This is a genomic window from Brevundimonas halotolerans (assembly GCF_003730275.1).
GTDB lineage: Bacteria > Pseudomonadota > Alphaproteobacteria > Caulobacterales > Caulobacteraceae > Brevundimonas > Brevundimonas halotolerans.
Genome location: NZ_QTTA01000010.1, coordinates 89357 through 114184 on the forward strand (window position 1 = coordinate 89357; position 24828 = coordinate 114184).

General features: G+C 67.3%; 24 protein-coding genes and 1 tRNA gene. 14 read left to right on the forward strand and 11 right to left on the reverse strand.

Features of this window, described 5'->3' with window-relative positions; all coding sequences use genetic code 11:
• Window positions 1-5 precede the first annotated feature (5 nt).
• The gene (gene clpA, locus EG854_RS03770; protein WP_123286397.1) at window positions 6-2315 is read left to right on the forward strand and encodes an ATP-dependent Clp protease ATP-binding subunit ClpA; all 2310 of its coding nucleotides are present in this window, start codon (window positions 6-8) and stop codon (window positions 2313-2315) included.
• A 74-nt stretch (window positions 2316-2389) separates the two neighbouring features.
• Here clpA and EG854_RS03775 read toward each other — a convergent pair whose 3' ends face one another.
• Window positions 2390-2695 carry a CsbD family protein gene (locus EG854_RS03775; protein ID WP_123286398.1) on the reverse strand — a complete coding sequence of 102 codons (306 nt, stop codon included), beginning with the start codon at window positions 2693-2695 and terminating at the stop codon, window positions 2390-2392.
• Between the two features lie 96 nt (window positions 2696-2791).
• Window positions 2792-3559, reverse strand: coding sequence for a pseudouridine synthase (locus EG854_RS03780; protein WP_123286399.1), 768 nt, complete (start codon window positions 3557-3559; stop codon window positions 2792-2794).
• Between the two features lie 266 nt (window positions 3560-3825).
• Here EG854_RS03780 and EG854_RS03785 point away from each other — a divergent pair, with 266 nt between their 5' ends.
• Window positions 3826-4323, forward strand: a complete 498-nt coding sequence (locus tag EG854_RS03785; RefSeq protein ID WP_241153116.1) for a type 1 glutamine amidotransferase family protein — start codon at window positions 3826-3828, stop codon at window positions 4321-4323.
• A 24-nt stretch (window positions 4324-4347) separates the two neighbouring features.
• Here the strand turns inward: EG854_RS03785 and EG854_RS03790 are convergent, their stop codons facing one another.
• A complete protein-coding gene (locus EG854_RS03790) occupies window positions 4348-4974 on the reverse strand; it encodes a DUF938 domain-containing protein (RefSeq protein ID WP_123286400.1) in 627 nt (208 codons plus the stop codon).
• A gap of 217 nt (window positions 4975-5191) precedes the next feature.
• Here EG854_RS03790 and EG854_RS03795 point away from each other — a divergent pair, with 217 nt between their 5' ends.
• A complete protein-coding gene (locus EG854_RS03795) occupies window positions 5192-7039 on the forward strand; it encodes a phosphoenolpyruvate carboxykinase (GTP) (protein WP_123286401.1) in 1848 nt (615 codons plus the stop codon).
• 48 nt (window positions 7040-7087) lie between these two features.
• Window positions 7088-8056, forward strand: a complete 969-nt coding sequence (locus tag EG854_RS03800; protein ID WP_123286402.1) for an NAD(P)/FAD-dependent oxidoreductase — start codon at window positions 7088-7090, stop codon at window positions 8054-8056.
• Between the two features lie 20 nt (window positions 8057-8076).
• On the opposite strand, the gene EG854_RS03805 is transcribed toward EG854_RS03800, so the two are convergent.
• Window positions 8077-8811, reverse strand: coding sequence for an energy transducer TonB (locus EG854_RS03805; RefSeq protein ID WP_241153117.1), 735 nt, complete (start codon window positions 8809-8811; stop codon window positions 8077-8079).
• Window positions 8812-8960: 149 nt separating this feature from the next.
• Here EG854_RS03805 and EG854_RS03810 point away from each other — a divergent pair, with 149 nt between their 5' ends.
• The gene (locus tag EG854_RS03810; RefSeq protein WP_123286403.1) at window positions 8961-9749 is read left to right on the forward strand and encodes a transglycosylase SLT domain-containing protein; all 789 of its coding nucleotides are present in this window, start codon (window positions 8961-8963) and stop codon (window positions 9747-9749) included.
• 98 nt (window positions 9750-9847) lie between these two features.
• Complete coding sequence (spbR, locus tag EG854_RS03815) at window positions 9848-10993, forward strand: SpbR family protein (RefSeq protein WP_123286404.1); 1146 nt, start codon at window positions 9848-9850, stop codon at window positions 10991-10993.
• 55 nt (window positions 10994-11048) lie between these two features.
• On the opposite strand, the gene EG854_RS03820 is transcribed toward spbR, so the two are convergent.
• The 3 genes from EG854_RS03820 to EG854_RS03830 all read right to left on the reverse strand — a co-directional run bounded on the left by EG854_RS03820 (window position 11049) and on the right by EG854_RS03830 (window position 13560).
• On the reverse strand, window positions 11049-11525 hold the full coding sequence (locus EG854_RS03820; RefSeq protein WP_123286405.1) for an Hpt domain-containing protein: 477 nt from the start codon (window positions 11523-11525) through the stop codon (window positions 11049-11051).
• Window positions 11526-11587: 62 nt separating this feature from the next.
• Window positions 11588-12370: an NAD kinase gene (locus EG854_RS03825; RefSeq protein ID WP_241153118.1), complete on the reverse strand. Its 783-nt coding sequence runs from the start codon at window positions 12368-12370 to the stop codon at window positions 11588-11590.
• 50 nt (window positions 12371-12420) lie between these two features.
• Window positions 12421-13560 carry a DUF2336 domain-containing protein gene (locus EG854_RS03830; RefSeq protein WP_241153119.1) on the reverse strand — a complete coding sequence of 380 codons (1140 nt, stop codon included), beginning with the start codon at window positions 13558-13560 and terminating at the stop codon, window positions 12421-12423.
• A 179-nt stretch (window positions 13561-13739) separates the two neighbouring features.
• Between EG854_RS03830 and EG854_RS03835 the strand changes: the two genes are divergently transcribed.
• The 4 genes from EG854_RS03835 to EG854_RS03850 all read left to right on the forward strand — a co-directional run bounded on the left by EG854_RS03835 (window position 13740) and on the right by EG854_RS03850 (window position 19664).
• Window positions 13740-14504, forward strand: a complete 765-nt coding sequence (locus tag EG854_RS03835; RefSeq protein WP_123286406.1) for a class II aldolase/adducin family protein — start codon at window positions 13740-13742, stop codon at window positions 14502-14504.
• 2 nt (window positions 14505-14506) lie between these two features.
• Complete coding sequence (locus tag EG854_RS03840) at window positions 14507-15289, forward strand: hypothetical protein (protein WP_241153120.1); 783 nt, start codon at window positions 14507-14509, stop codon at window positions 15287-15289.
• A gap of 116 nt (window positions 15290-15405) precedes the next feature.
• Window positions 15406-16497, forward strand: coding sequence for an efflux RND transporter periplasmic adaptor subunit (locus tag EG854_RS03845; RefSeq protein WP_123286407.1), 1092 nt, complete (start codon window positions 15406-15408; stop codon window positions 16495-16497).
• On the forward strand, window positions 16497-19664 hold the full coding sequence (locus EG854_RS03850) for an efflux RND transporter permease subunit (protein WP_206423377.1): 3168 nt from the start codon (window positions 16497-16499) through the stop codon (window positions 19662-19664). The genes EG854_RS03845 and EG854_RS03850 overlap by 1 nt, the downstream gene beginning before the upstream one ends.
• A 3-nt stretch (window positions 19665-19667) precedes the next feature.
• Here EG854_RS03850 and EG854_RS03855 read toward each other — a convergent pair whose 3' ends face one another.
• Window positions 19668-20153: a c-type cytochrome gene (locus EG854_RS03855; protein WP_123286409.1), complete on the reverse strand. Its 486-nt coding sequence runs from the start codon at window positions 20151-20153 to the stop codon at window positions 19668-19670.
• Between the two features lie 168 nt (window positions 20154-20321).
• On the opposite strand from EG854_RS03855, the gene EG854_RS03860 reads away from it, so the two are divergent.
• Genes EG854_RS03860 through EG854_RS03870 form a run of 3 tightly spaced genes read left to right on the forward strand, consistent with a single transcriptional unit; the run spans window position 20322 to window position 23128 of the window.
• Window positions 20322-20600 (forward strand): FeoA family protein, encoded by a 279-nt coding sequence (locus EG854_RS03860; protein WP_123286410.1) that lies wholly within the window; start codon window positions 20322-20324, stop codon window positions 20598-20600.
• Window positions 20597-22456, forward strand: coding sequence for a ferrous iron transporter B (feoB, locus tag EG854_RS03865; protein WP_123286411.1), 1860 nt, complete (start codon window positions 20597-20599; stop codon window positions 22454-22456). The genes EG854_RS03860 and feoB overlap by 4 nt, the downstream gene beginning before the upstream one ends.
• Before the next feature lie 12 nt (window positions 22457-22468).
• The gene (locus EG854_RS03870) at window positions 22469-23128 is read left to right on the forward strand and encodes a prepilin peptidase (RefSeq protein WP_123286412.1); all 660 of its coding nucleotides are present in this window, start codon (window positions 22469-22471) and stop codon (window positions 23126-23128) included.
• Here the strand turns inward: EG854_RS03870 and EG854_RS03875 are convergent.
• The 3 genes from EG854_RS03875 to EG854_RS03885 all read right to left on the reverse strand — a co-directional run bounded on the left by EG854_RS03875 (window position 23115) and on the right by EG854_RS03885 (window position 24349).
• Window positions 23115-23741, reverse strand: coding sequence for a TetR/AcrR family transcriptional regulator (locus EG854_RS03875; protein ID WP_123286413.1), 627 nt, complete (start codon window positions 23739-23741; stop codon window positions 23115-23117). The genes EG854_RS03870 and EG854_RS03875 overlap by 14 nt on opposite strands.
• 26 nt (window positions 23742-23767) lie before the next feature.
• A tRNA-Thr gene (locus EG854_RS03880) sits at window positions 23768-23843 on the reverse strand.
• Window positions 23844-23905: 62 nt separating this feature from the next.
• Window positions 23906-24349, reverse strand: coding sequence for an HIT family protein (locus EG854_RS03885; protein WP_123286414.1), 444 nt, complete (start codon window positions 24347-24349; stop codon window positions 23906-23908).
• Between the two features lie 124 nt (window positions 24350-24473).
• On the opposite strand from EG854_RS03885, the gene EG854_RS03890 reads away from it, so the two are divergent.
• Window positions 24474-24827 (forward strand): phage holin family protein, encoded by a 354-nt coding sequence (locus tag EG854_RS03890; protein WP_123286415.1) that lies wholly within the window; start codon window positions 24474-24476, stop codon window positions 24825-24827.
• Window position 24828: the final 1 nt, after the last annotated feature.

Consider the following 24828-nt stretch of genomic DNA (forward strand, 5'->3'; position numbering starts at 1 on the left):
ACCCGATGCCTTCGTTTTCCCGTCCTCTCGAAGAGACGCTGCACCGCGCGGTCGCCTATGCAAATGAGCGCCGCCACGAGTATGCGACCCTTGAACATCTGTTGCTGTCGCTGATCGACGACCCGGATGCCTCGGTCGTCATGGGCGCCTGCAATGTCGATCTGGCGGCGCTGAAGGTGGCGCTGACCCTGTATGTCGACAACGATCTGGCCGCGCTGACGACGCCGGACGGCGACGACGCCAAGCCGACCGCCGGCTTCCAGCGCGTGATCCAGCGCGCCGTGATCCATGTGCAGTCCTCGGGCCGCGAGGAGGTGTCGGGCGCCAATGTGCTGGTCGCCATCTTCAGCGAGCGCGAGAGCCACGCGGCCTATTTCCTGCAGGAGCAGGACATGACGCGCTATGACGCGGTCAACTATATCGCCCACGGCATCGCCAAGCGGCCGGGGTCGGCCGAGACCCGTCCGGCCAAGCCGACCTCTCCCGAGGATGCCGAGGATGCCGCCGCCGCCAAGTCGGGCGGAGAGGCGCTGGAGGCTTACTGCGTCGACCTCAACGAGAAGTCGCGCCAGGGCAAGGTTGACCCGTTGATCGGTCGCCAGAGCGAGGTGGATCGCTCGATCCAGATCCTGTGCCGGCGGACCAAGAACAATCCGCTGCTGGTCGGCGATCCGGGCGTGGGCAAGACGGCCATCGCCGAGGGTCTGGCGCGCAAGATCGTCAATGGCGAGGTGCCGGATGTCCTGAAGGACGCGACCATCTTCTCGCTGGACATGGGCTCGCTGCTGGCCGGGACGCGCTATCGCGGGGACTTTGAGGAGCGGCTGAAGCAGGTCGTGAAGGAGCTGGAGACGCACGACAACGCCATCCTGTTCATCGACGAGATCCATACGGTGATCGGAGCGGGGGCGACCTCGGGCGGGGCCATGGATGCGTCGAACCTGCTGAAGCCGGCGCTGGCGTCAGGGACGCTGCGGTGCATGGGCTCGACGACCTACAAGGAATACCGCCAGCATTTCGAGAAGGACCGGGCCCTGGCCCGCCGCTTCCAGAAGATCGACGTGCATGAGCCGACGGTCGAGGACACGGTCAAGATCCTGCGCGGGCTGAAGTCGTACTACGAAAGCCACCACAAGCTGCGCTACACGGAGGCGGCGATCCGCACGGCCGTCGAACTGTCGTCGCGCTATATGTCGGACCGGAAATTGCCGGACAAGGCGATCGATGTGATCGACGAGGCGGGCGCCAGCCAGATGCTGCTGCCCGAGTCGCGGCGCAAGAAGACCATCGGCCAGAAGGAGGTCGAGCAGGTCATCGCCAAGATGGCGCGCATTCCGCCGAAGTCGGTCTCCAAGTCCGACACCGAGAGCCTGAAGGAACTGAAGGGCGATCTGGAGCGGGTGGTCTATGGCCAGGAGCAGGCCATCGACCAGGTGTCCTCGGCCATGAAGCTGGCGCGAGCCGGCCTGCGCGAGTCGAACAAGCCGATCGGCAGCTTCCTGTTCAGCGGGCCCACGGGCGTCGGCAAGACCGAGGTGGCCAAGCAACTGGCCGCGACGCTGGGCATCGAGATGCTGCGCTTCGACATGTCGGAATACATGGAACGGCACACGGTCAGCCGGCTGATCGGGGCGCCTCCGGGCTATGTCGGGCATGACCAGGGCGGGCTGTTGAGCGACGCCGTCGACCAGCATCCGCACGCCGTGGTGCTGCTGGACGAGATCGAGAAGGCTCACCCGGATGTCTACAACATCCTGCTGCAGGTGATGGACAACGGCATGCTGACCGATGCCCTGGGCAAGAAGGTCGACTTCCGCAATGTGGTGCTGATCATGACCACCAATGCCGGGGCGGCCGACAATGCGCGGGCGGCGATCGGCTTTGGCCGGGGCAAGGTCGAGGGCGAGGACGACAAGGCCATCCAGCGCCTGTTCACGCCCGAGTTCCGCAACCGGCTGGATGCGATCATCACCTTCAAGGCGCTGGGCGCGGACACCATCCGCCAGGTGGTGACCAAATTCATCCTGCAGCTGGAAGTGCAGCTGGGCGATCGCAACATCACTCTGGAACTGACGGATGAGGCGACCGACTGGCTGGCCAAGAACGGCTTTGATGAACTGTATGGCGCGCGGCCGCTGGGCCGGGTGATCCAGGAGCACATCAAGAAGCCGCTGGCCGACGACATCCTGTTCGGACGCCTGACCAAGGGCGGGCACGTCAAGGTGGCGCTCAAGGACGGCAAGATCGTCTTCGACATCTCGGGCACCGAGACGGCGGCGAAGCAGGCTGCGGATGCGGACGCCGACGCGGACTGACGGCGGATGGCAGACATGAAAAGAGGCCCGGGGTTCGTGCCCCGGGCCTCGATCAATTCCGGTGGTGACTGTGCCTAGCGACGGCGGCCAAGAGCGCCGAGCAGCACGGCCAGACCGGCGACGATGCCGGTGGTCAGCAGGGGCTTGCGGCGGGCGAAGTCGAGGCCTTCCCGGGCCTTGCCCTGATACTGGGTCGGGGCCTTGTCGATGAGACCGTCGAGGCCGTCGATGACGCGGCCATAGGCGTCGCGGGCCTTGCCCTTGTACTCGGTCAGATGGCCCTCGACCTGCTGCTTGCGGTCGCCGGTCAGGCGGCCCAAGGCGGAACGGGCCTTGCCGAGCGTCTTCTCGCCGGTGCCTTCGATACGTTGGTCGGTCATGCATGTCTCCTGATGCGGATGGGGAGGGGTCTCCCAACAAGCGCATGCAAGAGGTGGGAGTTCCACCGACGACCTGCGACATCGCAGCGCTGCCGGTCAGGCGGAGGGGCGCCCCGTCAGAGCCGCGCGCTCGGCCGCGGTCATGTGACGCCAGCGACCTTCGGGGAGGCCGTCCAGGGTGATCGGGCCGATGTGGGTGCGCCACAGGTCCATGACGCGCAGGTCCAGCATTTCGCACATGCGGCGGATCTGGCGGTTGCGGCCTTCGCGCAGCACGAAGCGGAGGCACAGGGGGCCGATCTGCTCGACCTCGGCGCGCTTGAGGTTGCGACCGTCCAGCGACAGGCCGAAGCGCAGGCGGGCGATCTTGGAGTCCGTCAGGGTGCCGCGCACCCAGACCTGATAGGTCTTGGGCAGGTCGGCGTCCGGGCCGATGACGGCCTTGGCCACCACACCGTCGGTCGACAGGATCAACAGGCCGCGCGAGTCCTCATCCAGCCGTCCGATCGGGGGCAGGCTGTCGCGTGAAGAGGGCAGGGGGCCGTCACCCAACTGGGCCGCGGCCGTCAGCAGGCGGGCCGCCGGGATCTTGCCGGGTTCAGGCTGTCCCGAGACATAGCCCATGGGTTTGTGCAGCAGGAGGGTGACGGCCGAGTCGAGCTTGTCCTGCGCGGCGCTGGCCAGGGTCAGGGTCTGGCCGGGCAGGATCTTGCGCCCCGCGTCGAGCACGGTTTCGCCGTCGAGCGAGACCAGACCCTCGGCGATCAGGGCGTCGGCCTCGCGCCGCGACGACAGGCCGGACTGACCCATGAATTTGTTCAGGCGGACCGGTTCGGTGCCTGTGTAGGTGCGGCTGAGCGACATGGGCCGGGTTTATCCTGTCGCAGGTGGGCCCGCCAGCGGCGTGTGGAGCTTGAGATCTTCGGCTCGGGCGCGCAAGCACGATGGCCCGCGCTCGCGTTGACTTTGAGTATCGGCTCCCTATATCAAGCGCATACCAATTGAACCGCGCACGCTTCGCGGCCGTGATTCCAGATCACGGTCGTCGATCCTGTTTTTCCTGCGGTGAACTCCTGTCCAGATTTCTGGATGTATGAGGGTTTTGCGTGCCAACAACAGAAGGACTTGTTTTGAAAGCTCAAGCTGCCAAGAAAACCCCCTATCGCAATCGCTTCCAACGTGTGCCGACGCGGGCCCGGATCGGGCTGGCCATGCGCCGGGATATGAATTTCGGCCCTCTGGGCGATGTCGAGCCGATGATCCAGGCCGGTGGCCTGTCGATCGCGCCGATCTCAACCGGTGACGCCAGCCTGCACGTCAATGGCGTGACGGTGCTGCCGACGGCCAAGGCCGGGGATCTGGAGAGCGGCGACCTGAAGGCGCTGGTGGTGCCGGGTGGCCATTCGGACGAGGCCGGAGACAAGGCCGTGCGTGAGCTCGTGGACATGGCCAGGAGCAAGGGTCTGCCGGTCATCGCCTTTGGCGAGGGCGTGGTGCATGCGACCCGCGCAGCCGGGGCCAATCCGTCAGACTATGTGGATGCGCCCGCCGTGGTTACGGATGGCGACGTCGTGACCATGCTGGCCGACCGGGATGCCCTGTCGGCGGCGACCGCCCGCATCGGCTGAGTTGCCGCTCGGCTGAAGGGGCGTTCAGACCGAGCGGAACAACAGGCCGAGATTGTTGGCGGGCAGGGCGGCGCGATGCGTGAGCCTCAATCCGTTCAACCGGGCTTCTGACACGACGTCTTCGAGGGCGCGCAGACCCCACGCCGGGTCGCGCGCCCTCAGGCTTTCATGGAAGGCCAGATTGCTGGGCGCGGTCTCGACGTCGGCTTCGGTGTAGGGGCCGTAGAGGGCGAGCAGGCCGCCAGGACGGGGAAGGCGTTCGCCCGCCAGCTTCATCAGGCCGACGGTCGCGGACCAGGGGCTGATGTGGATCATGTTGATGCACAGGGCGACGTCGAAGGTGCCGTCCGGCCAGGTCGAGGGGTCGGCGGCGTCAAGCCGGAGCGGCGGCAGGAAGTTGTCGGGACCGTGCGTCCTTCTCCATGCCTCCAGAGCCTTGATCGCATCTTCGTTGAAGTCGGTGGGCCGAACGGTCAGGCCCGGGTGGGTCCGGGCGAGGGCCAGACCATGGCCACCGGTGCCGGTCGCGATCTCGAGCAGGCGTCCCTTCGCAGGGAGGTGAGGGGCGAGGAACCCCAGAATATGGGGCAGGTTTCGTTCGCCGGCCGGGGTTAACAGGGCGGGATCGTGTGCGGGAGCGGCAGCCGTCAAAAAATATTCTCCATCACATTCCTGCCGGAGGTAACCGGTTACAGCCGCGTGGCATGCGGGATCGCGAGGGGCTGTGTGGCACGATCGGTGAAAACTTGCAGCAGTTGACCTTTCCGGCCCGACGTTGTTCTAGCGTGTAACAGAGCGTGATCCTCGCGCTCACTGGGGGCAGTCCGGCGAAGATCGGCGCTCCCGTCTGACGTTCAGGAGCGCTTACATGGCCCAATCCCCCATTGCCGGATTGCATCCGGCCCCGACCCGCCATGCCGAACTGGTGGCTTGGGTTGAGCGGATCGCCAGCCTGACCAAGCCCGACCGGGTGCACTGGTGCGATGGCTCCGAAGCCGAGAAGGCGGCGATCGTCGCCGACCTGATCGACAAGGGCACGCTGCGGGCGCTGGACCCGGTCAAGCGTCCGGGCAGCTATTATGCCGCCTCGGACCCGCGTGATGTGGCGCGCGTCGAAAGCCGCACCTTCATCTGTCCCGCCGATCCGAAGGACGCCGGGCCGACCAACAACTGGGCCGAGCCGACCGAGATGCGCGCGCGGCTGGACGGTCTGTTCGACGGCTGCATGGTCGGGCGGACGATGTATGTGGTGCCGTTCTGCATGGGGCCGCTGGGCTCGGAGATCAGTGCGCTGGGCGTCGAGATCACCGACAGCGGCTATGTGGCCGTGTCGATGGGCATCATGACCCGCATGGGCAAGGACGCGCTGGACGCGCTGGGCGAGGACGGGGTGTTCGTGCCAGCCGTGCATACGCTGGGCGCGCCGCTGGCCGACGGTCAGGCCGATGTGCCGTGGCCCTGCAATGAGGACAAATGGATCGTGCATTTCCCCGAGACGCGGGAGATCTGGTCCTATGGCTCGGGCTATGGCGGCAACGCCCTGCTGGGCAAGAAATGCTATGCGCTGCGCATCGCCTCGGTCATGGCCCGCGACGAGGGCTGGCTGGCCGAGCATATGCTGATCCTGAAGCTGACCGATCCGCAGGATCGGGTGAAGTATGTGGCCGCAGCCTTCCCGTCCGCGTGCGGCAAGACGAACCTGGCCATGCTGCAACCCTCGATCCCCGGCTGGAAGGCCGAGACGGTCGGCGACGACATCGCCTGGATGCGGTTCGGCGACGACGGGCGGCTGTATGCGGTGAACCCGGAAGCGGGCTTCTTTGGCGTGGCGCCGGGCACCAGCCGCAACACCAACAAGAATGCGCTGGAGACTCTGGCGACCAACACCGTCTTCACCAATGTGGCGCTGACGGCGGACAATGATGTGTGGTGGGAGGGCCTGACGAAAGAGGCCCCCGAAGGCCTGACCAACTGGAAGGGCCAGCTGCACGATCCGGCCTCTGGCGAGCCTGCGGCCCATCCCAACGCGCGCTTTGCCGCCCCCGCCGCCCAGTGCCCGACGATTGCGCCGGAATGGGAAGACCCGAAGGGCGTGCCGATCGACGCCATCCTGTTCGGCGGGCGCCGCGCGTCGGCCGTACCGCTGGTGACCGAGGCGTTCGACTGGGAGCACGGGGTGTTCCTGGGCTCGACCGTGGCGTCCGAAGGGACCGCGGCGGCCGAGAACAAGGTCGGCGAGCTGCGCCGCGACCCGTTCGCCATGCTGCCCTTCTGTGGCTACAACATGGGGGACTATTTCGCCCACTGGCTGGCCATGGGCAAGAAGAGCGACCCGGCGAAGCTGCCGCGCTTCTACTTCGTCAACTGGTTCCGCAAGGGCTCGGACGGCAAGTTCGTGTGGCCCGGCTTTGGCGACAATGCCCGCGTGCTGAAGTGGATCAGCGAGCGACTGAACGGCGAGGCCGAGGCGGTGCGGACCCCGGTCGGTCATGTGCCGACGCGCGAGGCGCTGGACCTGGACGGGCTGGACCTGTCGGAGGCCGATCTGGCGACCCTGCTGGACGTCGACGTCGAGGTCTGGACCGAGGAAGCCTCGCGAATTCCGGCCTTCTTCGAGACGTTCGGGGATCGCATGCCGAAGACCCTGTGGGACCAGCACAAGGCGCTGGAGCAGCGGCTGTCGTCGGCGCGCAGCGCCTCCATGGCGGCCGAATAGGGCACGCCCCGGCTTGATTTCAGGACGCACCCGGTCGATGCACCGGGCGTGACCTCCTCTTGCGACATTGCCGTCATCGGCGCGGGCGTGCTGGGCCTGTGCGTCGCCGCCGAGCTGCGCGCGGGCGGGCGAGACGTCGTGGTCGTAGACCCGGGCGGGGCCAATGCTTCGTCGGTGGCCGCCGGCATGATCGCGCCGGCGATGGAGAGCCTGCTGGACCCGTGGGAGGCTGATCCGGTGGGGCGGGCGGCCGTGCTTCGCGAGGCGCGCGACCTGTGGCCGGAGTTTGCCGCGCGACACGGGATTGCGCTGATCCGGGACGGGGTGGACTGGATCGGGCCGGATGCGGACGGGGTGATTGCGCGGCTGGCGGCGCTGGGCTTTGCGGCCGAACGGACGGAGGCGGGCGCTTTCTGCCCCGAGGATTGGCGGATTGATCCGGGCCCGGCGCTGGCGGCGCTGGGGCAGGGGGTTGAACGGTTGCCGGGCCGGGTGGCGGCGGTGCGTTCGGCCGGAGAGGCGTGGCAGTTGACGCTGGCCGACGGCGCCGGGGTTTCTGCGCGGGCGGTGGTGCTGGCGTGCGGGACGACGTTTCCCGACCTGCCCGAGACGGTGATGCGGGCGGTGAGAGACGTTCACGCGATCGGGGGGCGGCTGGCCTTTACGCCCCGGCGGCTGATCGAGCGTCCGGCGCGCTTTGTCGGCGGCTATGCGGTGCCGGCGGGCGAGGGCACGGTGATCGGCGCGACCATGGAGGCGGGCGGGCTGGTGGCCGACGCCTCGGGCTTGCAGGACAAACTGCTGGACGGGGCCCGGGCGGGGCTGGGTCTGGCGGAGATCAGCCCGGTGGAGTGGCGGATGGGGGTCAGGGGCGCGACTGAGGACGGCCTGCCACTGACGGAGGAGGTGATGCCGGGCCTGCACCTCGCCTTGGCCCCGCGCCGCAACGGCTGGCTGATGGGGCCTGCCGTTGCCGCGCAGACGGTGGCCGGGATCGAGGGCCGTCACACCGGCTGACAGCCCCCGACCCCTTCAGCCTAGTCCGGCAGGGTGAAGCGGATGCCGACGGTGACGCGGGCGCCGCCGACGGCTTGGCCGTCCACGGTGCGCGGGCTCATGCGGAAGTCGCGGGACAGGCGGGTGGCTGCGCGGCCAAAGCCGTAGCCACCGGGGGTCTCGCTGACCACCTGACAGTCGGTGAGGCTGCCGTTGACGCGGACCGAGCAACTGAGCGTCGCTGAGCCCGTGACGTTCGCCGTGATGGCGCGCTCCGGATAGGCGCGCATCAGGGCCTCCCCGGACGGTTTGCGGACCCAGTCGGGGTTGGTGATGGTCGGCGGACCGGCGGGCACCTCGGCCGGGGTGGTACCGGTGCCCTCGGTCGTCGGGTTGGGGATCGGCTTTGTCAGGGTGATGGCCGGGCCGGTCGCCTGGGTCGGAATGTCCGGAATGACGACGGTCAGCGTTTCCGTCGTCGGGACGGTTTCCAGCGGACGATGGATCGGCGGGTTGGGGGCGGGCGGCTCGGGCGCGACCTCGGGCTCGGGCGGAGGCTGCCTGTAGAATTCGAGCTTGATCGTGGAGTCCGGCTCGGACGGTGCGGTCAGGGGCAGTTCGAAGCGCTGATAGTAGAGGGCAATGCCGACGCCGACATGGGCGGCCAGCACGATCGCCACTGCGGTCAGGGTGGTGGGGGTCAGCTTCCACCGCGGCGTTTCACCATAGTCGAGGGGGCTGACCAGACCGGGGCCACCGGCGTGATTCATCATCATGGACGTCTCTCCCTTATGCCGTCCCCACAGCACACCCTGAGGTGAAGGGGGCGCTGACCTTGCGGCAAGTTTAAGGCGAGCCCGGCGTGCGACGATCACGGTTCGGTGGGTTAAGATTCAATTAACCATGTCAGCCCAGCCTCCGGGTCATGACCATCAGTGCGATTCCCTCCCAGGGCGGTGTCGAGGCAGCCATTCGGCGCGCCTCTGCCTCGACGGGTGTGGACTTTGATTTCCTGATGAAGACGGCCCAGCGCGAGAGCGCCATGAACCCGTCGGCACGGGCGCGGACGTCGTCGGCGGCCGGCCTGTTCCAGTTCATCGAGCAGACCTGGCTGTCGACACTGAAGCAGCATGGCGGCAAGCACGGATACGGCCAGTATGCGGACCTGATCTACAAGGGGACGGACGGGCGCTGGCGCGTGGATGGCGCGGCACGGAATGTGGTGCTGGACCTGCGCTATGACCCGGTGGCGGCCTCGGCCATGGCGGGCGAGTTGACGGCGTCGAACGCGGCCTATCTGCGCGGGCGGATTGGGCGCGAGCCGACGGCGGGTGACCTTTATGCCGCGCACTTTCTGGGACCGGCGGGGGCGGCCAAGCTGGTCGAGGCGGTCATTACGCGGCCGGGCGCCAGCGCGGCGGCCCTGTTTCCCCAAGCGGCGGCGGCCAACCGCTCGATCTTTTACCGGGACGGACGCCCGGCCACGGTCGGTGAGGTCTATGCCAATCTGACCAGCAAGGCGGGGCAGGGCATGCCCGCCAGTCCGTCGTCGGCGCCGGTGATCGACGCCCTGTCGCCCAAGGACCGGATGGTGGCGGATCAGATGGACCGGATGCGTCAGGATCAGGGCCTGCTGGCGCTGTTGCTGGGTCAGGAGGGCGAAGAAGGCAATGCCGGGTTTATGCGGGCCTTTGTCGGCACGGCTGACGCCTGATCCAGCACGGTTGGTAAACTGTGCATTAAGCCTGTCGCGCGCATGCTTCGGATCGGGAATCGGAGCACACCGGTTCGTATAGCCTAGCTGAGTCCGACATGACGGCCTATCGCGCCCGCCTTACCGAGTTCGACATCCGCCGACTGATCAAGTCGACCGACGAGGACGAACGCGCGGCCGCGACTCACAAGCTTTGCCGGAACATGGAGCGGGTCGAGCTGACGCCGGAGGACCGTGAGGCGGCCGAGAAGATCCTGCGCGTTCTGGCCCATGATGCGGCGGAACTGGTGCGGCGCGCGATGGCGGTGACGCTCAAATCATCGGACCTGATCCCGCGCGATGTGGCGCGGCGGCTGGCGGCGGATGTGGACAGTGTGGCCCTGCCGATTATCGGCTTTTCGCCCGCCTTTTCCGACGAGGACCTGATCGAGATCGTCAAGGCGGGGTCGACCACCCGGCAGGTGGCGATCGCCGCCCGGCCCCGGGTGTCGCGCGACGTCTGTCAGGTGCTGGCCGAGACCGGCAGCCGCGAGGCGGTGCGGACGCTGGCGGCCAATGACAACGCCGATCTGGCCGAAGACGCGATGAATGTGGTCGTCGACCGGTTTGCCGATGCCTCCGAAGTGCTGACCGCCCTGTCCTATCGCCAGGTGCTGCCGCCGGACATTACCGAGCGGCTGGTCGCCCATGTGTCGGAAACGGTGCGCGAGCATCTGATCAGTCGCCATGCCATCGCGCCCGAGGCGGCGATCCGTCTGTCGGCCCATGCGCGCGAGCGGGCGACGCTGGATCTGGTCGACCAAGCGGCCACCACGACGGACATGGCGACCTTTGTCTCGCGGCTGAACGGGCGCCGGGCGCTGACGCCGTCGCTGTTGCTGCGGGCGCTGGCGCGCGGGCAGCTGACCTTTGTCGAGCACGGGCTGGCCGAGCTGGCCCAGACGCCGCACGCGCGGACCTGGCTGATGGTGCATGACGCCGGGCCGCTGGGGCTGAAGGCCATCTATGACCGGGCGGGTCTACCGCCGCGCCTGTTCCAGGCGTTCCGGTCGGGGATCGATACCTGGCGGGCGCTGCAGGCTGAGGGCGCGGATTTCACCGCAGAGACCTTCCGCCAGCGCATGCTGGAACGCTTCCTGACGCAGCGGCCCAATGTGCCGCGCGAGGACCTGGCCTATCTGATGGAGCGGCTGGACCGCGCGCCGATGCCGGTGGACGCGCAGCGGGCCGCTAACGCGGCCTGAGGCCTTTGCCCCGCCGGGCAAAGGTGTCTTCGAGGATCAGGGCGGTGCGGCGGGATCAGGCCGCGTGTTCGGCGACGCGGGCTTCGAGCGTTTCGGCCAGGGTCTGGCCGACCGGGTGATCGTCGGTCTGGATCTTGTCGCGGACGACGGCGCGGATGGCGTCGATATGGGCATCGACCAGCACGATGGGCGCGGCCATGCGCTTTTCCGGGGCGTCCATCAGCTTGCACAGCGAACCGGCGAGGCGGGTCACCAGCGGGTACTGATAGGTCGTGCCGAGGCCCTTGAGGTCGTGGGCGCGGAAGTAGAGGGCCTCGGCCGTTTCGGTATTGTAGCCCTTGTCGCGGATATCGGCCTGGGCCTTGTCGAGCTTTTCGATTTCGTCCTGCAGCCATTGGGCGAACTGGGAGGACATGGCCTGCAGGGCTTCCTCGGCCTTGGCGATGGCCTTGGCGTCGACGCCGCCGAATCCACCACCGACCTTCAGGCGAAGGGTGTTGGGGGGACGAATGACCTGTGCCGGACCGCTCATCGGCTGCTCCTGTAGAAATCTGGCCGTGATCATGCCCGGGGCGTCTTAAGAAGCCGTGACCGTCAGCCCGTGAATTGCTCGGCGAGCACCCGTTCCTCGAACGAGCGGCCGGGATCGAACATCATGGTCAGGTTGATGTCGCGGCGCTCGCACACATCGACCCGGCGCACGCGACGGACCTCGAAACTGTCGGCGGTGGCGCTGACCGGGCGCTTGTCGGCCTCGAGGACCTCGAAGCTGACCTGGGCCTCGTGGGGCAGCAGGGCGCCGCGCCAGCGTCGGGGGCGGAAGGCACTGATCGGCGTCAGGGCCAGGATGCGGGCATCCAGCGGGATAATGGGGCCGTGGGCCGAGAGGTTATAGGCGGTCGAGCCGGCTGGCGTTGCGATCAGGCAGCCGTCGCAGCTGAGCTCCTCCATCCGCACGCGGCCGTCGACGCGAATCCGCAGCTTGGCGCTTTGCCGGGTCTGGCGCAGCAGGGAGACCTCATTGATGGCGAGGCCGCTGTGGGTGGCGCCGCTTTCGCTCCAGGCGTCCATCTGCAGCGGGTGGATGACGGTGCGGTCGGCGGCGATCAAGCGCGGTAGCAGATCGTCCTCGTCATAGTCATTCATCAGAAAGCCGACGGAGCCGCGGTTCATGCCGTAGACGGGCGTGCCGCGCGCCAGATTGACGTGCAGGGTCTCGAGCATGAAGCCGTCCCCGCCCAGGGCGACAATGACGTCGGCCTCGGTCTCGGGCACATGGGCGTAGCGGTCGCGCAGACGGGAAAGCGCGGCCTGGGCCTCGGGACGTTCGCTGGCCACAAAGGCGAGCCGGGGAGCGGGAGGAGGGGTCACGGTCACAGGTGAGACCGGGGGTGCCGACTTGTCAAACGTCCATTGCCGGTCTGCGGTCAGGCGGCCGGGGCTGTGCCGTCGCCGATAAGGGCGCGAAGGGCTCGCGCGGCGGACTGGGGCGACAGGGCGCCCCGCAGCCAGACGGCGTTGCCGGCCTCACCGGGCGGGCCGCCGTTCAACTGACGGATTTCGTAGAGCAGGGGCGGAAAGACCGCGCGATCAATCCCGACGGCCGCGCAGGCATAGTAGAGGGCTTCCGGTGTATTGTGCGTCAGGCAGGCCTTCACCTGGGCCATGGAGAAGCCACCGAGGACAACGAGGGCATGCTGGAACAGGCCCAGCTTTTTCTCGCGGATGGCCCGGATCAGATAGCCGGGGCGAAGCTGACCGGCGGCCTGAAGTTTCAGCACCAGACGTCTGTCCATCTCGTCGCGGTCCTCGTCGACCGGGGGCGGAGGTGTGCCCATACCGAGCGAGGTGAAGGCCGTCTGCACGGCATCCTCGACGGCGTCGTCGAGCCGGATGTCGGTGATGGCGAAGCGTTCGGCCATCGACTCGCGCAGGGCGGTGCCGATCCAGCTGTACAGTTGCCGGGCCATGGATTCGTCGAGCCGGGGATGGCGGGCGAGGGGCGCGCGCAGGGCCGCGAGGCGCCGTGAATGTTCGACGAGGCGGCGCAGACCCTCGGCACTGATTTCTGCCGTGGCGTTGCCGGCCAGAGCCGTCAGGGGAGCGGGGTGGGCCTGATCCAGAATGGCATCGGCGACGCGAGCGCTGAGGTTAGGGCGGCGGGCCACCTCGATCTGATGTTCCAGACTGGCCTGGACGAGCACGGCCAGCAGGTCCTCATCCTTGAGGATCGGGCTTCGGGCGAGGATGGGGCGGGCGATCTCAATGTCGTCGAGCGCCAGAATATTGACGAGGGCGGGCGGCGCCCAGGTGGCTGTCGCCAGACGCTCGGAGAGGGCCTTGCGGATATCGTGTTCGGCCTGACGGGCCAGAACCAGGAAGATGTCGGTCAGGACCGGAGACAGATCCTGGCTGGTGGCCGGGTGCTGGTCGCACAGGGCCATGACGCCCATCAGAAGTCGCTGCCGGTCCTCAAGGGACCGGCTGTGGGCGAGGGTCAGCAGGTCCGTCATGGCCGCGCCGGGTGGCTGAAGGGGGCCTGTGTCTTCCAGGGCGACTGCCGTCACGATCGACAACTCCCGACACCTCAAGCCGACGACCGACTCGATACGATGTCAGGACGACTATCCGGCCAAGGCGGTGAAGACAGGGTTAACCACATCTTGCCGAGCTCTGCCGTGTCGCGCTGCGGCTTGACCGGATGGCCATACGGCGCGAGTTTCGCCTCGAAACGAGGAGACAGCCCATGGCAGACGGAGCCCCCGCATCGCTGAAGTCGCGCGTGTCCGAGGCCGAATGGCAGGCGCGCGTCGATCTGGCGGCCCTGTATCGTCTGGTCGCCCTGCATGGCTGGGACGACATGATCTTCACCCACATTTCTGCGCGGGTGCCGGGGCCGGAGCATCACTTCCTGATCAACCCGTACGGCTATTATTTCGAGGAAATCACGGCCTCGTCGCTGGTGAAGGTCGATCTGGACGGCAACATTGTTCAGGAGACAACCAACTTCATCAATCCGGCCGGGTTCACCATCCATTCGGCCGTGCATGCGGCGCGCGAGGATGCGCACTTCGTCATCCATCTGCACACGGTGGCGGGGGTCGGTGTGGCGGCGCAGCAGCATGGCCTGCTGCCGGTCAGCCAGAACGCCTGTCTGTTGCAGCATCAGGTGGCCTATCACGGCTATGAGGGGCTGGCGCTGAACCACGATGAGCGCGAACGTCTGGTGGCAGATCTGGGCGACAAACCACTGATGCTGCTGCGGAACCACGGCACGCTGGCGGTCGGTCAGACGGCGGCGGCGGCCTGGGTCGGGATGTTCTTCCTCGAGCGGGCCTGCGCCCAGCAGATCGCCGCCCTGTCGGCGGGCCGCGACAATGTGCTGATCGCCCCGGATGCGGCGCAGAACGAGACGAAAGAACAGGGCAAGGGCATTGGCTTCATCTCGGCGCTGGCCTGGCCGGGCGCGCTGCGCATGCTGGACCGCAAGTCGCCTGGCTACGACGCCTGATCATGGGGCGGGGGCTGGGCATAGGTCTGGTCCTTGCCGGCACGCTGGCAATGGCCTTTCCGGCAGCGGCCGGGCCCTGGACGCGTGAGCAGGCAACGGCGCAGTTCATCCTGAAATATGAAGTGATGCGGGCCGAGCGGGGGTTCGACCTGGATGGCAACAGCCAGCCCCTGCTGGCGGAGCGGCGCGACAGCAGCTTGAGCCTCTATGCCGAATACGGCCTGACCGACCGGCTGATGCTTGTGCTCAAGACCGACTGGCAAAGCGGCTCGGACGCCTTTGTCGACTATGAGGGGCGGGGGCCGCTGGAGATCGGCCTGGCCTGGCAGGTCTATCGCGATCCGGCGAATGCTGTGGCGCTGCAGGTCAGCTATGCCGACGGCGGTGAGGGACGGAATGCCGGCTATGCCGCGCCGGGCGAGGGGACGGCCGACTGGGAGGTGCGGCTGTCGGCGGGACGGTCGGTGACGCCGCCGCAGCCTGTACTGGGGCTGCAGTCTGTGTTCGTCGATGTCCAGGGTGCGCGGCGGTTCCGGCAGGGGCTGGAGGACGAGACGCGTGTCGATGTGACCCTGGGCGGAAGATTCGGTCGGGACTGGATGGTGCTGGGCCAGCTGTACGGGGGGCAGGTGGACAACGGCGGGCCGCGCTGGCTGTCGGCCGAGACGTCGGTGGTGCGGGATCTGGGTGACTGGAGCCTACAGGTTGGATGGCGGACGGCGCTGGACGGGCGGGAGACGCCGCAGTCTGAAGGCTGGCTTGTGGGAGTCTGGCGACGGTTCTGACCCTGCGACGGAACACCGCGCCGGAATCTGCAACCTGATGCGTTCCTGATTAGTAATTGCGTCTGGCTGACAGACCGCTATGTGCTGCCCGTATTGCTGCAGGGACTTTCCGACACGTGATCAAGCGCCACTTCCTCCTCGTCGCCGCTGGCGTTCTGGTCTTGCTGATGGCGGTCGCCGTCATCGTCCGGCTGTTGTTTGCCGATGACGGCGGCGGTCAGGGCGGGCCGGGGGGTGGCCGGGGCGGCGCCCAGGAAGTCGCGGCGTTTGAAACGACCGAGCGGACCTTTTCTGACACCCTTCAGCTGGTCGGCGTTGCGCGGGGGCAGCGGTCGGTCGAGATCGCTTCGACCAACACCGAGCTGATCACGCGGGTGCTGTTCCGTGACGGCCAGTCGGTAAGGGCCGGCGCGCCGCTGGTCGAACTGCAGGCCCGCGAACAGGAAGCCGGGATGATTGAGGCTCGGGCCCGCGTGGAGCAGGCCCAGCGGGACTATGATCGCAGCAAGGAATTGGTCGATCGGGGAATCGCGCCCCGGGTCAATCTGGAGCAGGCCGACTCGGCGCTGAAGGCCGCCCAGGCGTCGCTAGAAGCGGCTGAGGCGCGCCGGGGTGAGCGCGTGATCCGCGCGCCCTTTTCTGGGGTTCTGGGCCTGACGACGGTCACGCCGGGCACGCTGGTCGGGCCGGGCACGGTGATCACGACGCTGGACGACATCAGCACCATCCGCATCGATTTCCCGCTGCCCGAGCGCTACCTGTCGCGGGTCCAATCCGGCACGCCGATCAGTGCGACGGCCGACGCCTTCCCCGGCTCGCAGTTCACGGGCCGGATCGCGCGGGTCGATACGCGGATCGATGAGGTGACCCGCTCGGCGACCGCGCGCGCGGAACTGCCCAATCCCGAGGGCCGGATTCGTCCAGGCATGTCGATGCGGGTGACCGTTCGGCAGGGCCAGCGCCAGAGCCTGGCCGTACCGGAGTCCGCTATCCAGTATGAGGGCGAGGGGGCCTTCGTCTATCGCATCATGCCCGCCGAGGCGGGGCAGATCGCCCAGCGCATCGAGGTCGAGACCGGAGTGGTCGAGGATGGCTATGTCGAGATCCTGTCGGGGCTCGACGCGGGTGAGACGGTCGTGGCCTCGGGCCTGAACCGGATCCAGCCGGGCGCGCCGGTCACGCTGGCCGGACGGAGCAACGGCCAATGATGCTATCCGACATCGCCGTCCGCAGGCCCGTCTTTGCCGCCGTTGCGGCCATCGTGCTGTGCGTGATCGGGGCGGCGGCGTTCTTCTTCGTGCCGGTGCGCGAACTGCCCGATGTGGACCCGCCGATCGTGTCGGTGACCACCAGCTATACGGGGGCCTCGGCCGAGGTGATCGAGAACCGGATCACGGAGCCGGTCGAGCAGCAGATTGCCGGTATCCAGGGCGTCGAAAGGATCACGTCATCCAGCCGCGACGGGCGTTCGAACGTCCGCATCGAGTTCTCGCTGGATACGGACCTGGACGTTGCGGCCAACGATGTGCGCGATCGGGTGTCGCGGGTGACCGGTCAGTTGCCGGATCAGGCCGATCCGCCGCGGGTGTCCAAGTCGGACGCGGACTCCCAGCCGATCATGATCGTCTTCCTGCGCTCGTCGGAGATGGATCGGCTGGAACTGACCGACTATGCGGAACGGTCGCTGACCGAGCGGTTCGCCACCCTGCCGGGCGTGGCCGAGGTGCGGATCTATGGCGAGCAGCGCTATGCGATGCGCGTATGGCTGGACGCCGATGCGCTGGCGGCGCGCGGTCTGACCGTATCGGACGTCGAGAGCGCCCTGACGTCCCAGAATATCGAACTGCCTGCGGGGACACTGGAGTCGACCGACAAGGACTATACGATCCGGGTAGCCCGCAACTATGCCACGGCTAGCGACTTCGCCAACCTGCCGATATTGAATGGCGGGTCTGCATCCGGGTCGGGCATATCGGGCGCGGTTGCCGGCGGCTATGTGACCCGACTGGGCGACATCGCCCGCATCGAGGAGGCCCCCGAGGACGACCGCCGCCTGTTCCGGGGCAATGGTCTGGATCAGATCGGTCTGGCCATCACCCGACAGTCCCAGGCCAACGACCTGGCCATTTCCGAAGGCGTGCGCGCCATGATCGAGCAGGTCAGCCCGACCCTGCCCGAGGGGGCGGAACTGGTCATTGGATCGGACAACTCAGTGTTCACCTCACACGCCATTGATGAGGTCTGGATCACCGTCGGCATCGCCCTTGGGCTGGTGGCGCTGGTCAATTTCATCTTTCTGGGAACGCTCAGGGCGGCGCTGATCCCGTCGATCATCGCGCCGATCTGTCTGCTGTGCATCTTCATCGTGCTGGCGGCCTTCGGCTTTTCGCTGAACCTGTTGACGCTGCTGGCCATGGTGCTGGCCATCGGACTGGTCGTCGACGACGCCATCGTCGTGACCGAGAACATCCAGCGTCGCCTGGACCATGGCGAGCCGCCGCTGGTCGCCGCCGAGCGCGGCACGCGTCAGGTGTTCTTCGCCGTTGTCGCCACCACGATCGTGCTGCTCTCGGTCTTTGCACCGCTTCTGTTCCTGCCCGGCTATGTCGGACGGCTGTTCGTGGAACTGGCGGCGGCCATCGCCGGGGCCGTGGCCTTCTCGGCCTTCCTGGCGCTGACCCTGTCGCCGATGCTGGCTTCGAAGCTGTTGCGGCCCGCCAGCGGTTCGGGTTTCGTGGCGCGCAAGGTCGACGCGGGCATGGACCGGCTGAAGACCTCCTATCAGCACTCGCTGAACGCCATGCTGGGGGTTCGCAAGGCGCTGATCGCCACCATCGCCGTGGTGGTGTTTGTCGCCCTGGGGGCCGTCGGCATGTTCATGACCCTGCCCAGCGAACTGGTCCCGCCCGAGGACCGCGGCAGTATCTTCATCCGCGTTCAGGGCCCTGAGGGCGCAGGCTATGACTATACGCGCGACATCATGATGGGCATCGAGCCCATTCTGGCCAGCTACGCCCAGACCGGCGAGGTCGAGAGCTATTTCATTTCTGCCCCCGGCTGGGGCGGGGGCAATAATGGCGGCAACGCCAGCCTCAGCCTGACCGATTGGGGCGACCGTGAGCGCTCGGCTGACGAGATCGCCCAGGATTTGAACCGCCAGCTTCGGAGCCAGCCCGGCGCCCAGGTCAATGCCTTTGCCCGCAGCGGCCTGTCGCGCGGCGGTGGGGGCAACAGCGTCGAAATGGTCATGACCGGGCCCGAGTATGGAAGCATGTTCCAGTGGGTCCAGCCGATCATGGCCGCGGCCCTGGCCAACCCCAATCTGTCACGCCCACGCCTTGACTATGAGCCGAACTCGCCACGCCTGCTGGTCAATGTTGATCCGGAGCAGGCCGCCAATCTGGGGGTTTCGTCGCAGGAGATCGGGAGGACCCTGCAGACCATGTTCGGGTCGCGCCGGGCCACGACCTATATCAAGGGCGGGCAGGAATACGATGTCATCTTGCAGACCGAACGCGCCGACCGCGCCGCAGTCAGCGACCTGGAAACCCTCTATGTCGGCACGAGAGCGGGGGGCGTCGTACCGTTGTCGTCGGTGGTCGAGACCCAGACCTCGGGGGATACGCCGGACCGGCGTCGTCTGGACCGGCAGCGCGCGATCAGCCTCTCGGTTGACCTGAACCCCGGCTACACCGTCGGTGACGCCATCGCCTTTTTCGAGGCGGAGGTCGCGAAACAACCGCCCGGTGTCGCCACGATCCAGTGGGGCGGCGCGGCCCGTGATCAGCAGGAATCCGGCGGTGCCGTCGTTGCGGCCTTCGGTCTGGCGCTGCTGCTGGTCTTCCTGGTGCTGGCGGCCCAGTTCGAAAGCTGGATCACGCCGGCGGTCATCATGCTGACCGTGCCGTTGGCGGCGGCAGGCGGGCTGTTCGGTCTGGTGATGATCGGCTCCAGCCTGAATATCTATTCGCAGATCGGGCTGATCATCCTGATCGGGGTAGCGGCCAAGAACGGCATTCTGATCGTCGAGTTCGCCAACCAGCTGCGGGATCAGGGACGGTCTGTGCGTGAGGCCATTATCGAGGCCTCGGCCCTGCGTCTGCGCCCGATCATCATGACGTCGATCGCCACGGCCTTCGGGGCCTTGCCGCTGATGCTGTGGCAGGGCGCGGGGGCGGGCAGCCGCCAGACCATCGGCGTGGTGATCTTCGCCGGGGCGATGTTTGCGACTCTGCTGACGCTGTTCGTGGTGCCGGTGATCTATGGCGTTCTGGCGCGCTTCACGCGGTCGCCGGAATATACGGCCCGCAAGATCGAGGAATGGGAAGCGCAGGAAGTCGCAGCCAATGACGCCATGCCCAAGGCCGCGGAATAGAGCCTAGCGCGGCGAGGTCTCGATCTTGAGCCAGGCGATCAGGTCGCGGCGATCCTGATCGTCGGGCACGCCGGCGAAGCTCATCTTGTTGCCCGGCAGGAAGGTGCGAGGATTGGCCAGCCACTGGTCCAGCTGTTCGCCGTCCCAGGTGAAGTCGGCCGCCAGCAGGGCCTTGGAATAGTTATAGCCCTCGTGCCGTCCGGCCGCGCGACCGAACACGCCGTAAAGGTTGGGGCCGGTCATGTTGGGGCCGCCCGGAGTGACTGTGTGACAGGCGCGGCAGCGGGCGAAGGCGCGCCGGCCATTCTCGTAATCCGCGTCGTTGTAGGGCGTGGGCAGGGCCGCGATGGCGACGCCGATCTGTTCCGGCGTGAGGGGCGCGGGCGGCGGCGCTTTCGGTGTGGCCGTGCCCGACGACTCGCCACAGGCGGCGACGGCGAGGGCCAAGAGGGCGAGGGTGGCGATGCGGACAGTCGGGGAGGGTGTCATCGGGAGCTCCATGTTCCGTCCGGCATAGGTCGAGCGGTGGAAATCGACAAGCGGACTGGACGACGCGGGGCAGCACCTGATAATCACTGTCAACTGGAAGGCGCGCCGAACGCGGACGGTTGTGACCCCCGATTCCCCGCCCGACCCGCGACGGCAGTTCGTAGTCCCATGACCGAGATCATCACGCTGAGCCGGGCCCGCAGGGGCCAGGGAGGCCGGATTCACGCCGTCGAGGCGATCGAGGCCAATCCCGCCGATGCGCTGGAGCTGGAACGCCGCCTGCTGGAATTCGGTCTGGTCGAGGGCGCGCGGGTGCAGATGATCCACGAGGGGCCGGTCGGTCGTGATCCGGTCGTGCTGGACGTCGAGGGCATGCGGATCGCCCTGCGCCGGCATGAGGTGCGCGGCCTGAGCCTGGCATTGACCGGGACGGACGCAGCAGAATGAGCGATACGGCAATCACGGTTGCCCTGGTCGGAAATCCGAACAGCGGCAAGACGGCCCTGTTCAACGCCCTGACGGGCAGTCGGCAAAAGGTCGCCAACTATGCCGGGGTGACGGTCGAGCGGAAGGCCGGCGCCATCAAGGCCCCAGACGGCACACCGATGACGGTGCTGGACCTGCCGGGGACCTATTCCCTGCGGGCGCGCAGCCCCGATGAGGTGATCACCCGCGATGTGGTGCTGGGCCGACGGCCCGAGGATGTGCCCGATGTGCTGGTGGTGGTGGCCGATGCCACCAATCTGCGTCTGGTGCTGAGGCTGGCGCTGGAGATCAAGGCGGTCGGGCTGCCGGCCGTCATGGCGCTGAACATGTATGACATCGCCGAGCGTCAGGGCCTGCGGATCGATCTGGAGGGTCTGTCGAAGGCTATCGGCATGCCGGTCGTGACCACGGTGGCGACGCGCAAGCGCGGGCTGGAGCAGTTGCTGACTATCGTGCAGGGCGTGCTGGCGTCGACAGCGGCCCGGCCCTCGACCTGGCACGAGCCGGATGTCGGAGATATCCGCGCGGCCCACCGCGAGGCCAGTCGCATTCTGTCGGCGCATGTAAAGCCGCCTGAGCGCCCCGATACCCTGACCGGCAAGATCGACAGCGTGCTGCTGCATCCGGTCGCGGGGCTGCTGATCCTGCTGACCCTGCTGTTCGTCATGTTCCAGGCGGTGTTCAGCTGGGCCGCGCCCGGCATGGACGCCATCGACCTGGGGCTGGGCGCGCTGGGCGGCTGGGTGGCGGGGATCATGCCCGACGGCCTGTTGCAGAGCCTAATCGTCGACGGGCTGATCTCCGGGGTCGGCAGTGTGCTGGTGTTCCTGCCGCAGATTCTGGTGCTGTTCCTGTTCATCCTGCTGCTGGAAGACTTTGGCTATATGGCGCGGGCTGCCTTTCTGATGGACCGCATCATGGGCGGCGCAGGGCTGCACGGACGGGCCTTTATTCCGCTGCTGTCCAGCTTTGCCTGTGCCATTCCCGGCGTCATGTCGGCGCGGGTGATCGACTCCAAGCGGGACCGGCTGACGACCATTATGGTGGCGCCGCTGATGACCTGTTCGGCGCGCATTCCGGTCTACACCCTGATCATCGCCGCCTTCATTCCGCGCGAGACGGTGTGGGGCTGGGTCGAGCTGCAGGGGCTGGTGATGTTCGGCCTCTATGCCGCCGGGATTCTCAGCGCGCTGGTGGTATCATTCGTGATCCGCAAGATCTTCTGGAGGGGGGCGTTCGAGCCCTTCATGATGGAGTTGCCAGCCTACAAGATGCCCGATCCGGGCAGTGTGGCGCTGAACCTGTGGCAGCGGGCGCGGATCTTCCTGGAGCGGGCGGGGCGGATCATCCTGCCGCTGATGGTGGTGGTGTGGGCGCTGTCGACCTTCCCCGGACCGCCGCCGGGGGCGACGGGTGCCGCCATCGACTACAGCTTTGCCGGGATGATCGGGCGGGCGCTGGAGCCGATCTTCGCGCCGATCGGCTTCAACTGGCAGATGGTGGTGGCGCTGGTGCCGGGCATGGCGGCGCGCGAGGTGGCGGTGGCGGCGCTGGGCACCGTCTATGCCGTGGCCGACGCCGAGAGCGCGGTCGGCACCCTGGCCGGGGTGTTGTCGCTGCAGTGGTCGCTGGCGACGGGTCTGGCCTTCCTGGCCTGGTATGTGTTTGCGCCGCAGTGCGTAGCGACGCTGGGCGTGGTCAAGCGCGAGACCAACTCCTGGATGTGGATGTGGGTCATGGTGGTCTATATGTTCGCCCTGGCCTATCTCGCGGCCTTTGTGGTCTATCGGCTGGCGGTCGCGTTCGGCCTCGGCTGAGACGGAGCGGACATGCTGGCGACGGTGGGGATCGGAGCAGGGGGTCTGATCGTCGGTCTGGCGGTGTCGCGGCTGAGCCTGTGGCTGGCGGCGCTGGACGGAGAGGCCGCGCGGGCGACCAGCCTGAAGCGCGATGTGGCGCTGAGCCTGTTTGGCGGCGGCCTTGGCGTATGGGCCGCGTCGGCATCTCCGAGCCTGATGATCGCGGCGGTCAGTGCGGTTCTGGCCTGGCAGCTGCTGATGCTGGCGGTCGTGGATGGCGAGAATTTCTGGCTTCCGGATGTGCTGACCTGGCCTTTGGTGGTGACGGGGCTGGTGGCCGCCTGGTGGTTGGAGCCCGACAGTCTGATGGCGCGCGCGATCGGGGCGGCGGCGGGGTTCGGCCTGCTGTGGGGGCTGGGCTGGCTGTATCGGCGGCTGCGAGGGCGTGATGGACTGGGCGGCGGTGATCCGTTCCTGATGGCGGGAGCCGGAGCCTGGGTCGGCTGGATGGGGCTGGCCAGCGTGATGCTGTGGGCGGGGATCGCGGGGCTGAGCCTCGTCATCGCACGACGGGTGACGGGCAAGGCGGTCAGCGGTCAGGACGCCCTGCCGTTCGGCGTGTTTCTGGCCATCGGTATCTGGCTGACGTGGCTGTACGGTCCGCTGGGCCTCGCGATCAGCGGCCGGTGATCAGGCGGACGAGGATATGGGCGGTCGTTTCGATGATGGCGCGGTCACTGTCGGCGCGCTTCAGCAGGTTGAAACTGGCGGCGGCGGACTCGGCGATGTTCGCGACCTCATAGGAGGCGAGGCGGGGGTCGTAGCCTTCCGGGTGAAGGCCGGCATTGGCCGCCTGGGCGATGCGCCGCTCCAGCGCCAGATGCAGTCGGCGGAGGCGGCCGATCCGGGCCTCGACAAAGGCCGGATCGCCGCGATCGGCCATCATCTGTTCGACCCGGATGATGGCGCCGTGGCGATCCCAAAGGGCGAGCATGTCGGTGATCAGGGCGCGGGCGTGGGCGAGGCCCTGACCGGCAGACCAGTCGGCCTCGACATGGTGGGCCAGTCCCTGCCAGTCGCTGGCGACCTCTTCGCAGAGGGCCAGCAGGGCTTCATCGAGAGTGTCGAAATAGGTGTAGAAGGTCGGGGCAGAAATGGCCGCCGACTGGGCGATATCGGCAATGCGGATTTCGCCCAGATGCCGGGTGGCCAACAGACCCCGCAGGGCATCGAGGATGGCCGCGCGGGTGCGGCCGCCGCGCGCGCCGATCCTGTGTCCCAGCTTGTTGACGGCGTCGGCCATGGAACCCCGGGGGAGGGGGAGGAGAGTGGTGCCGGTTGCAGGAATCGAACCCGCGACCTTCGGTTTACAAAACCGCTGCTCTACCAGCTGAGCTAAACCGGCGCCGGGCGGTTATGCGCAGGCCGCGCCCCCTGTGCAAGGGGGCGTGTGCACTGCGGCATGGATCAGGCCGGGTCCAGTTCGGCAGCGACCCGGTCGGCGAGCGCGCGCAGGCGGTCGCTGTCGGCCATGGGGGCGTGGCCGTGGCCCTTCATCGGGCGATCCGACCAGCGCGGGATGATGTGAAAGTGCAGGTGGAAGACGGTCTGGCCCCCGGCCTCGCCGTTGAACTGCATGATGCTGATACCCTCGGGCTTCAGGGCCTTTTCCGCCGCGCGGGCGGTGCGGTGGACGGCGCGCATGACCCGGTCGAGCGTATCGGGCTCAACCTCGAGCAGGTTGCGGGCCTGTGAGGTCTTTGAGATCACCAGCATATGGCCCTCGGACTGGGGGAAGACGTCCATGAAGACCCGCACATGGTCGTCTTCCCAGACCGTCACCGAGGGGATGTCGCCGCGCAGGATGCGGGCGAAGATATTGTCCGGGTCATAGGGGCCGTGCAGGCTCATGCGGCGCTCTCCAGTCTGAATCGGGTGAAGCCTAACATGTCAGTCGAGGCACGGGAGCCATTGACCGCCTGAGGCGCTGTGGCGGAGGGTATTGGTTGAGACCTGCAGGAGAGGAGACAGCGTCATGGTACGCTTCATTGTACAGGCCCTGGTGACGATGGTCGGGCTGTGGCTCGCGGACTATCTGATCACAGGGGTCGAGTTCCTGTCGACCGGGTCGCTGATCGCGGCGGCCATCATCCTCGGGATCGTCAATGCCTTCGTGAGGCCCATTCTGGTGGTCGTGACGTTTCCCATCACGGTGATCACGCTCGGTCTGTTCCTGCTGGTGGTGAATGCGGCGATGATCGGCCTGACGTCCATGTTCCTCGGCGGCTTCGTCGTCGACGGCCTGTGGCCCGGCATCGGTGCGGCGATTGTGACCGGCATCGTCAGCTGGATCGCGGGGGCCTTTATCCCGGACGAGGCGAAGGGTTGAG

Excerpts from the sequence above, each read along its gene's own strand:
- EG854_RS03775 (WP_123286398.1), bottom strand. The coding sequence starts at position 2,695 with ATGACCGACCAACGTATCGAAGGCACCGGCGAGAAGACGCTCGGCAAG.
- EG854_RS03885 (WP_123286414.1), bottom strand. The coding sequence starts at position 24,349 with ATGAGCCTGCACGGCCCCTATGACCCGGACAATATCTTCGCCCGCATC.
- EG854_RS03810 (WP_123286403.1), top strand. The coding sequence starts at position 8,961 with ATGACCATCAGTGCGATTCCCTCCCAGGGCGGTGTCGAGGCAGCCATT.
- spbR (WP_123286404.1), top strand. The coding sequence starts at position 9,848 with ATGACGGCCTATCGCGCCCGCCTTACCGAGTTCGACATCCGCCGACTG.
- EG854_RS03780 (WP_123286399.1), bottom strand. The coding sequence starts at position 3,559 with ATGTCGCTCAGCCGCACCTACACAGGCACCGAACCGGTCCGCCTGAAC.
- EG854_RS03860 (WP_123286410.1), top strand. The coding sequence starts at position 20,322 with ATGACCGAGATCATCACGCTGAGCCGGGCCCGCAGGGGCCAGGGAGGC.
- EG854_RS03875 (WP_123286413.1), bottom strand. The coding sequence starts at position 23,741 with ATGGCCGACGCCGTCAACAAGCTGGGACACAGGATCGGCGCGCGCGGC.
- EG854_RS03820 (WP_123286405.1), bottom strand. The coding sequence starts at position 11,525 with ATGAGCGGTCCGGCACAGGTCATTCGTCCCCCCAACACCCTTCGCCTG.
- EG854_RS03805 (WP_241153117.1), bottom strand. The coding sequence starts at position 8,811 with ATGATGATGAATCACGCCGGTGGCCCCGGTCTGGTCAGCCCCCTCGAC.
- EG854_RS03890 (WP_123286415.1), top strand. The coding sequence starts at position 24,474 with ATGGTACGCTTCATTGTACAGGCCCTGGTGACGATGGTCGGGCTGTGG.
- feoB (WP_123286411.1), top strand. The coding sequence starts at position 20,597 with ATGAGCGATACGGCAATCACGGTTGCCCTGGTCGGAAATCCGAACAGC.
- clpA (WP_123286397.1), top strand. The coding sequence starts at position 6 with ATGCCTTCGTTTTCCCGTCCTCTCGAAGAGACGCTGCACCGCGCGGTC.
- EG854_RS03795 (WP_123286401.1), top strand. The coding sequence starts at position 5,192 with ATGGCCCAATCCCCCATTGCCGGATTGCATCCGGCCCCGACCCGCCAT.
- EG854_RS03835 (WP_123286406.1), top strand. The coding sequence starts at position 13,740 with ATGGCAGACGGAGCCCCCGCATCGCTGAAGTCGCGCGTGTCCGAGGCC.
- EG854_RS03855 (WP_123286409.1), bottom strand. The coding sequence starts at position 20,153 with ATGACACCCTCCCCGACTGTCCGCATCGCCACCCTCGCCCTCTTGGCC.
- EG854_RS03870 (WP_123286412.1), top strand. The coding sequence starts at position 22,469 with ATGCTGGCGACGGTGGGGATCGGAGCAGGGGGTCTGATCGTCGGTCTG.
- EG854_RS03840 (WP_241153120.1), top strand. The coding sequence starts at position 14,507 with ATGGGGCGGGGGCTGGGCATAGGTCTGGTCCTTGCCGGCACGCTGGCA.
- EG854_RS03850 (WP_206423377.1), top strand. The coding sequence starts at position 16,497 with ATGCTATCCGACATCGCCGTCCGCAGGCCCGTCTTTGCCGCCGTTGCG.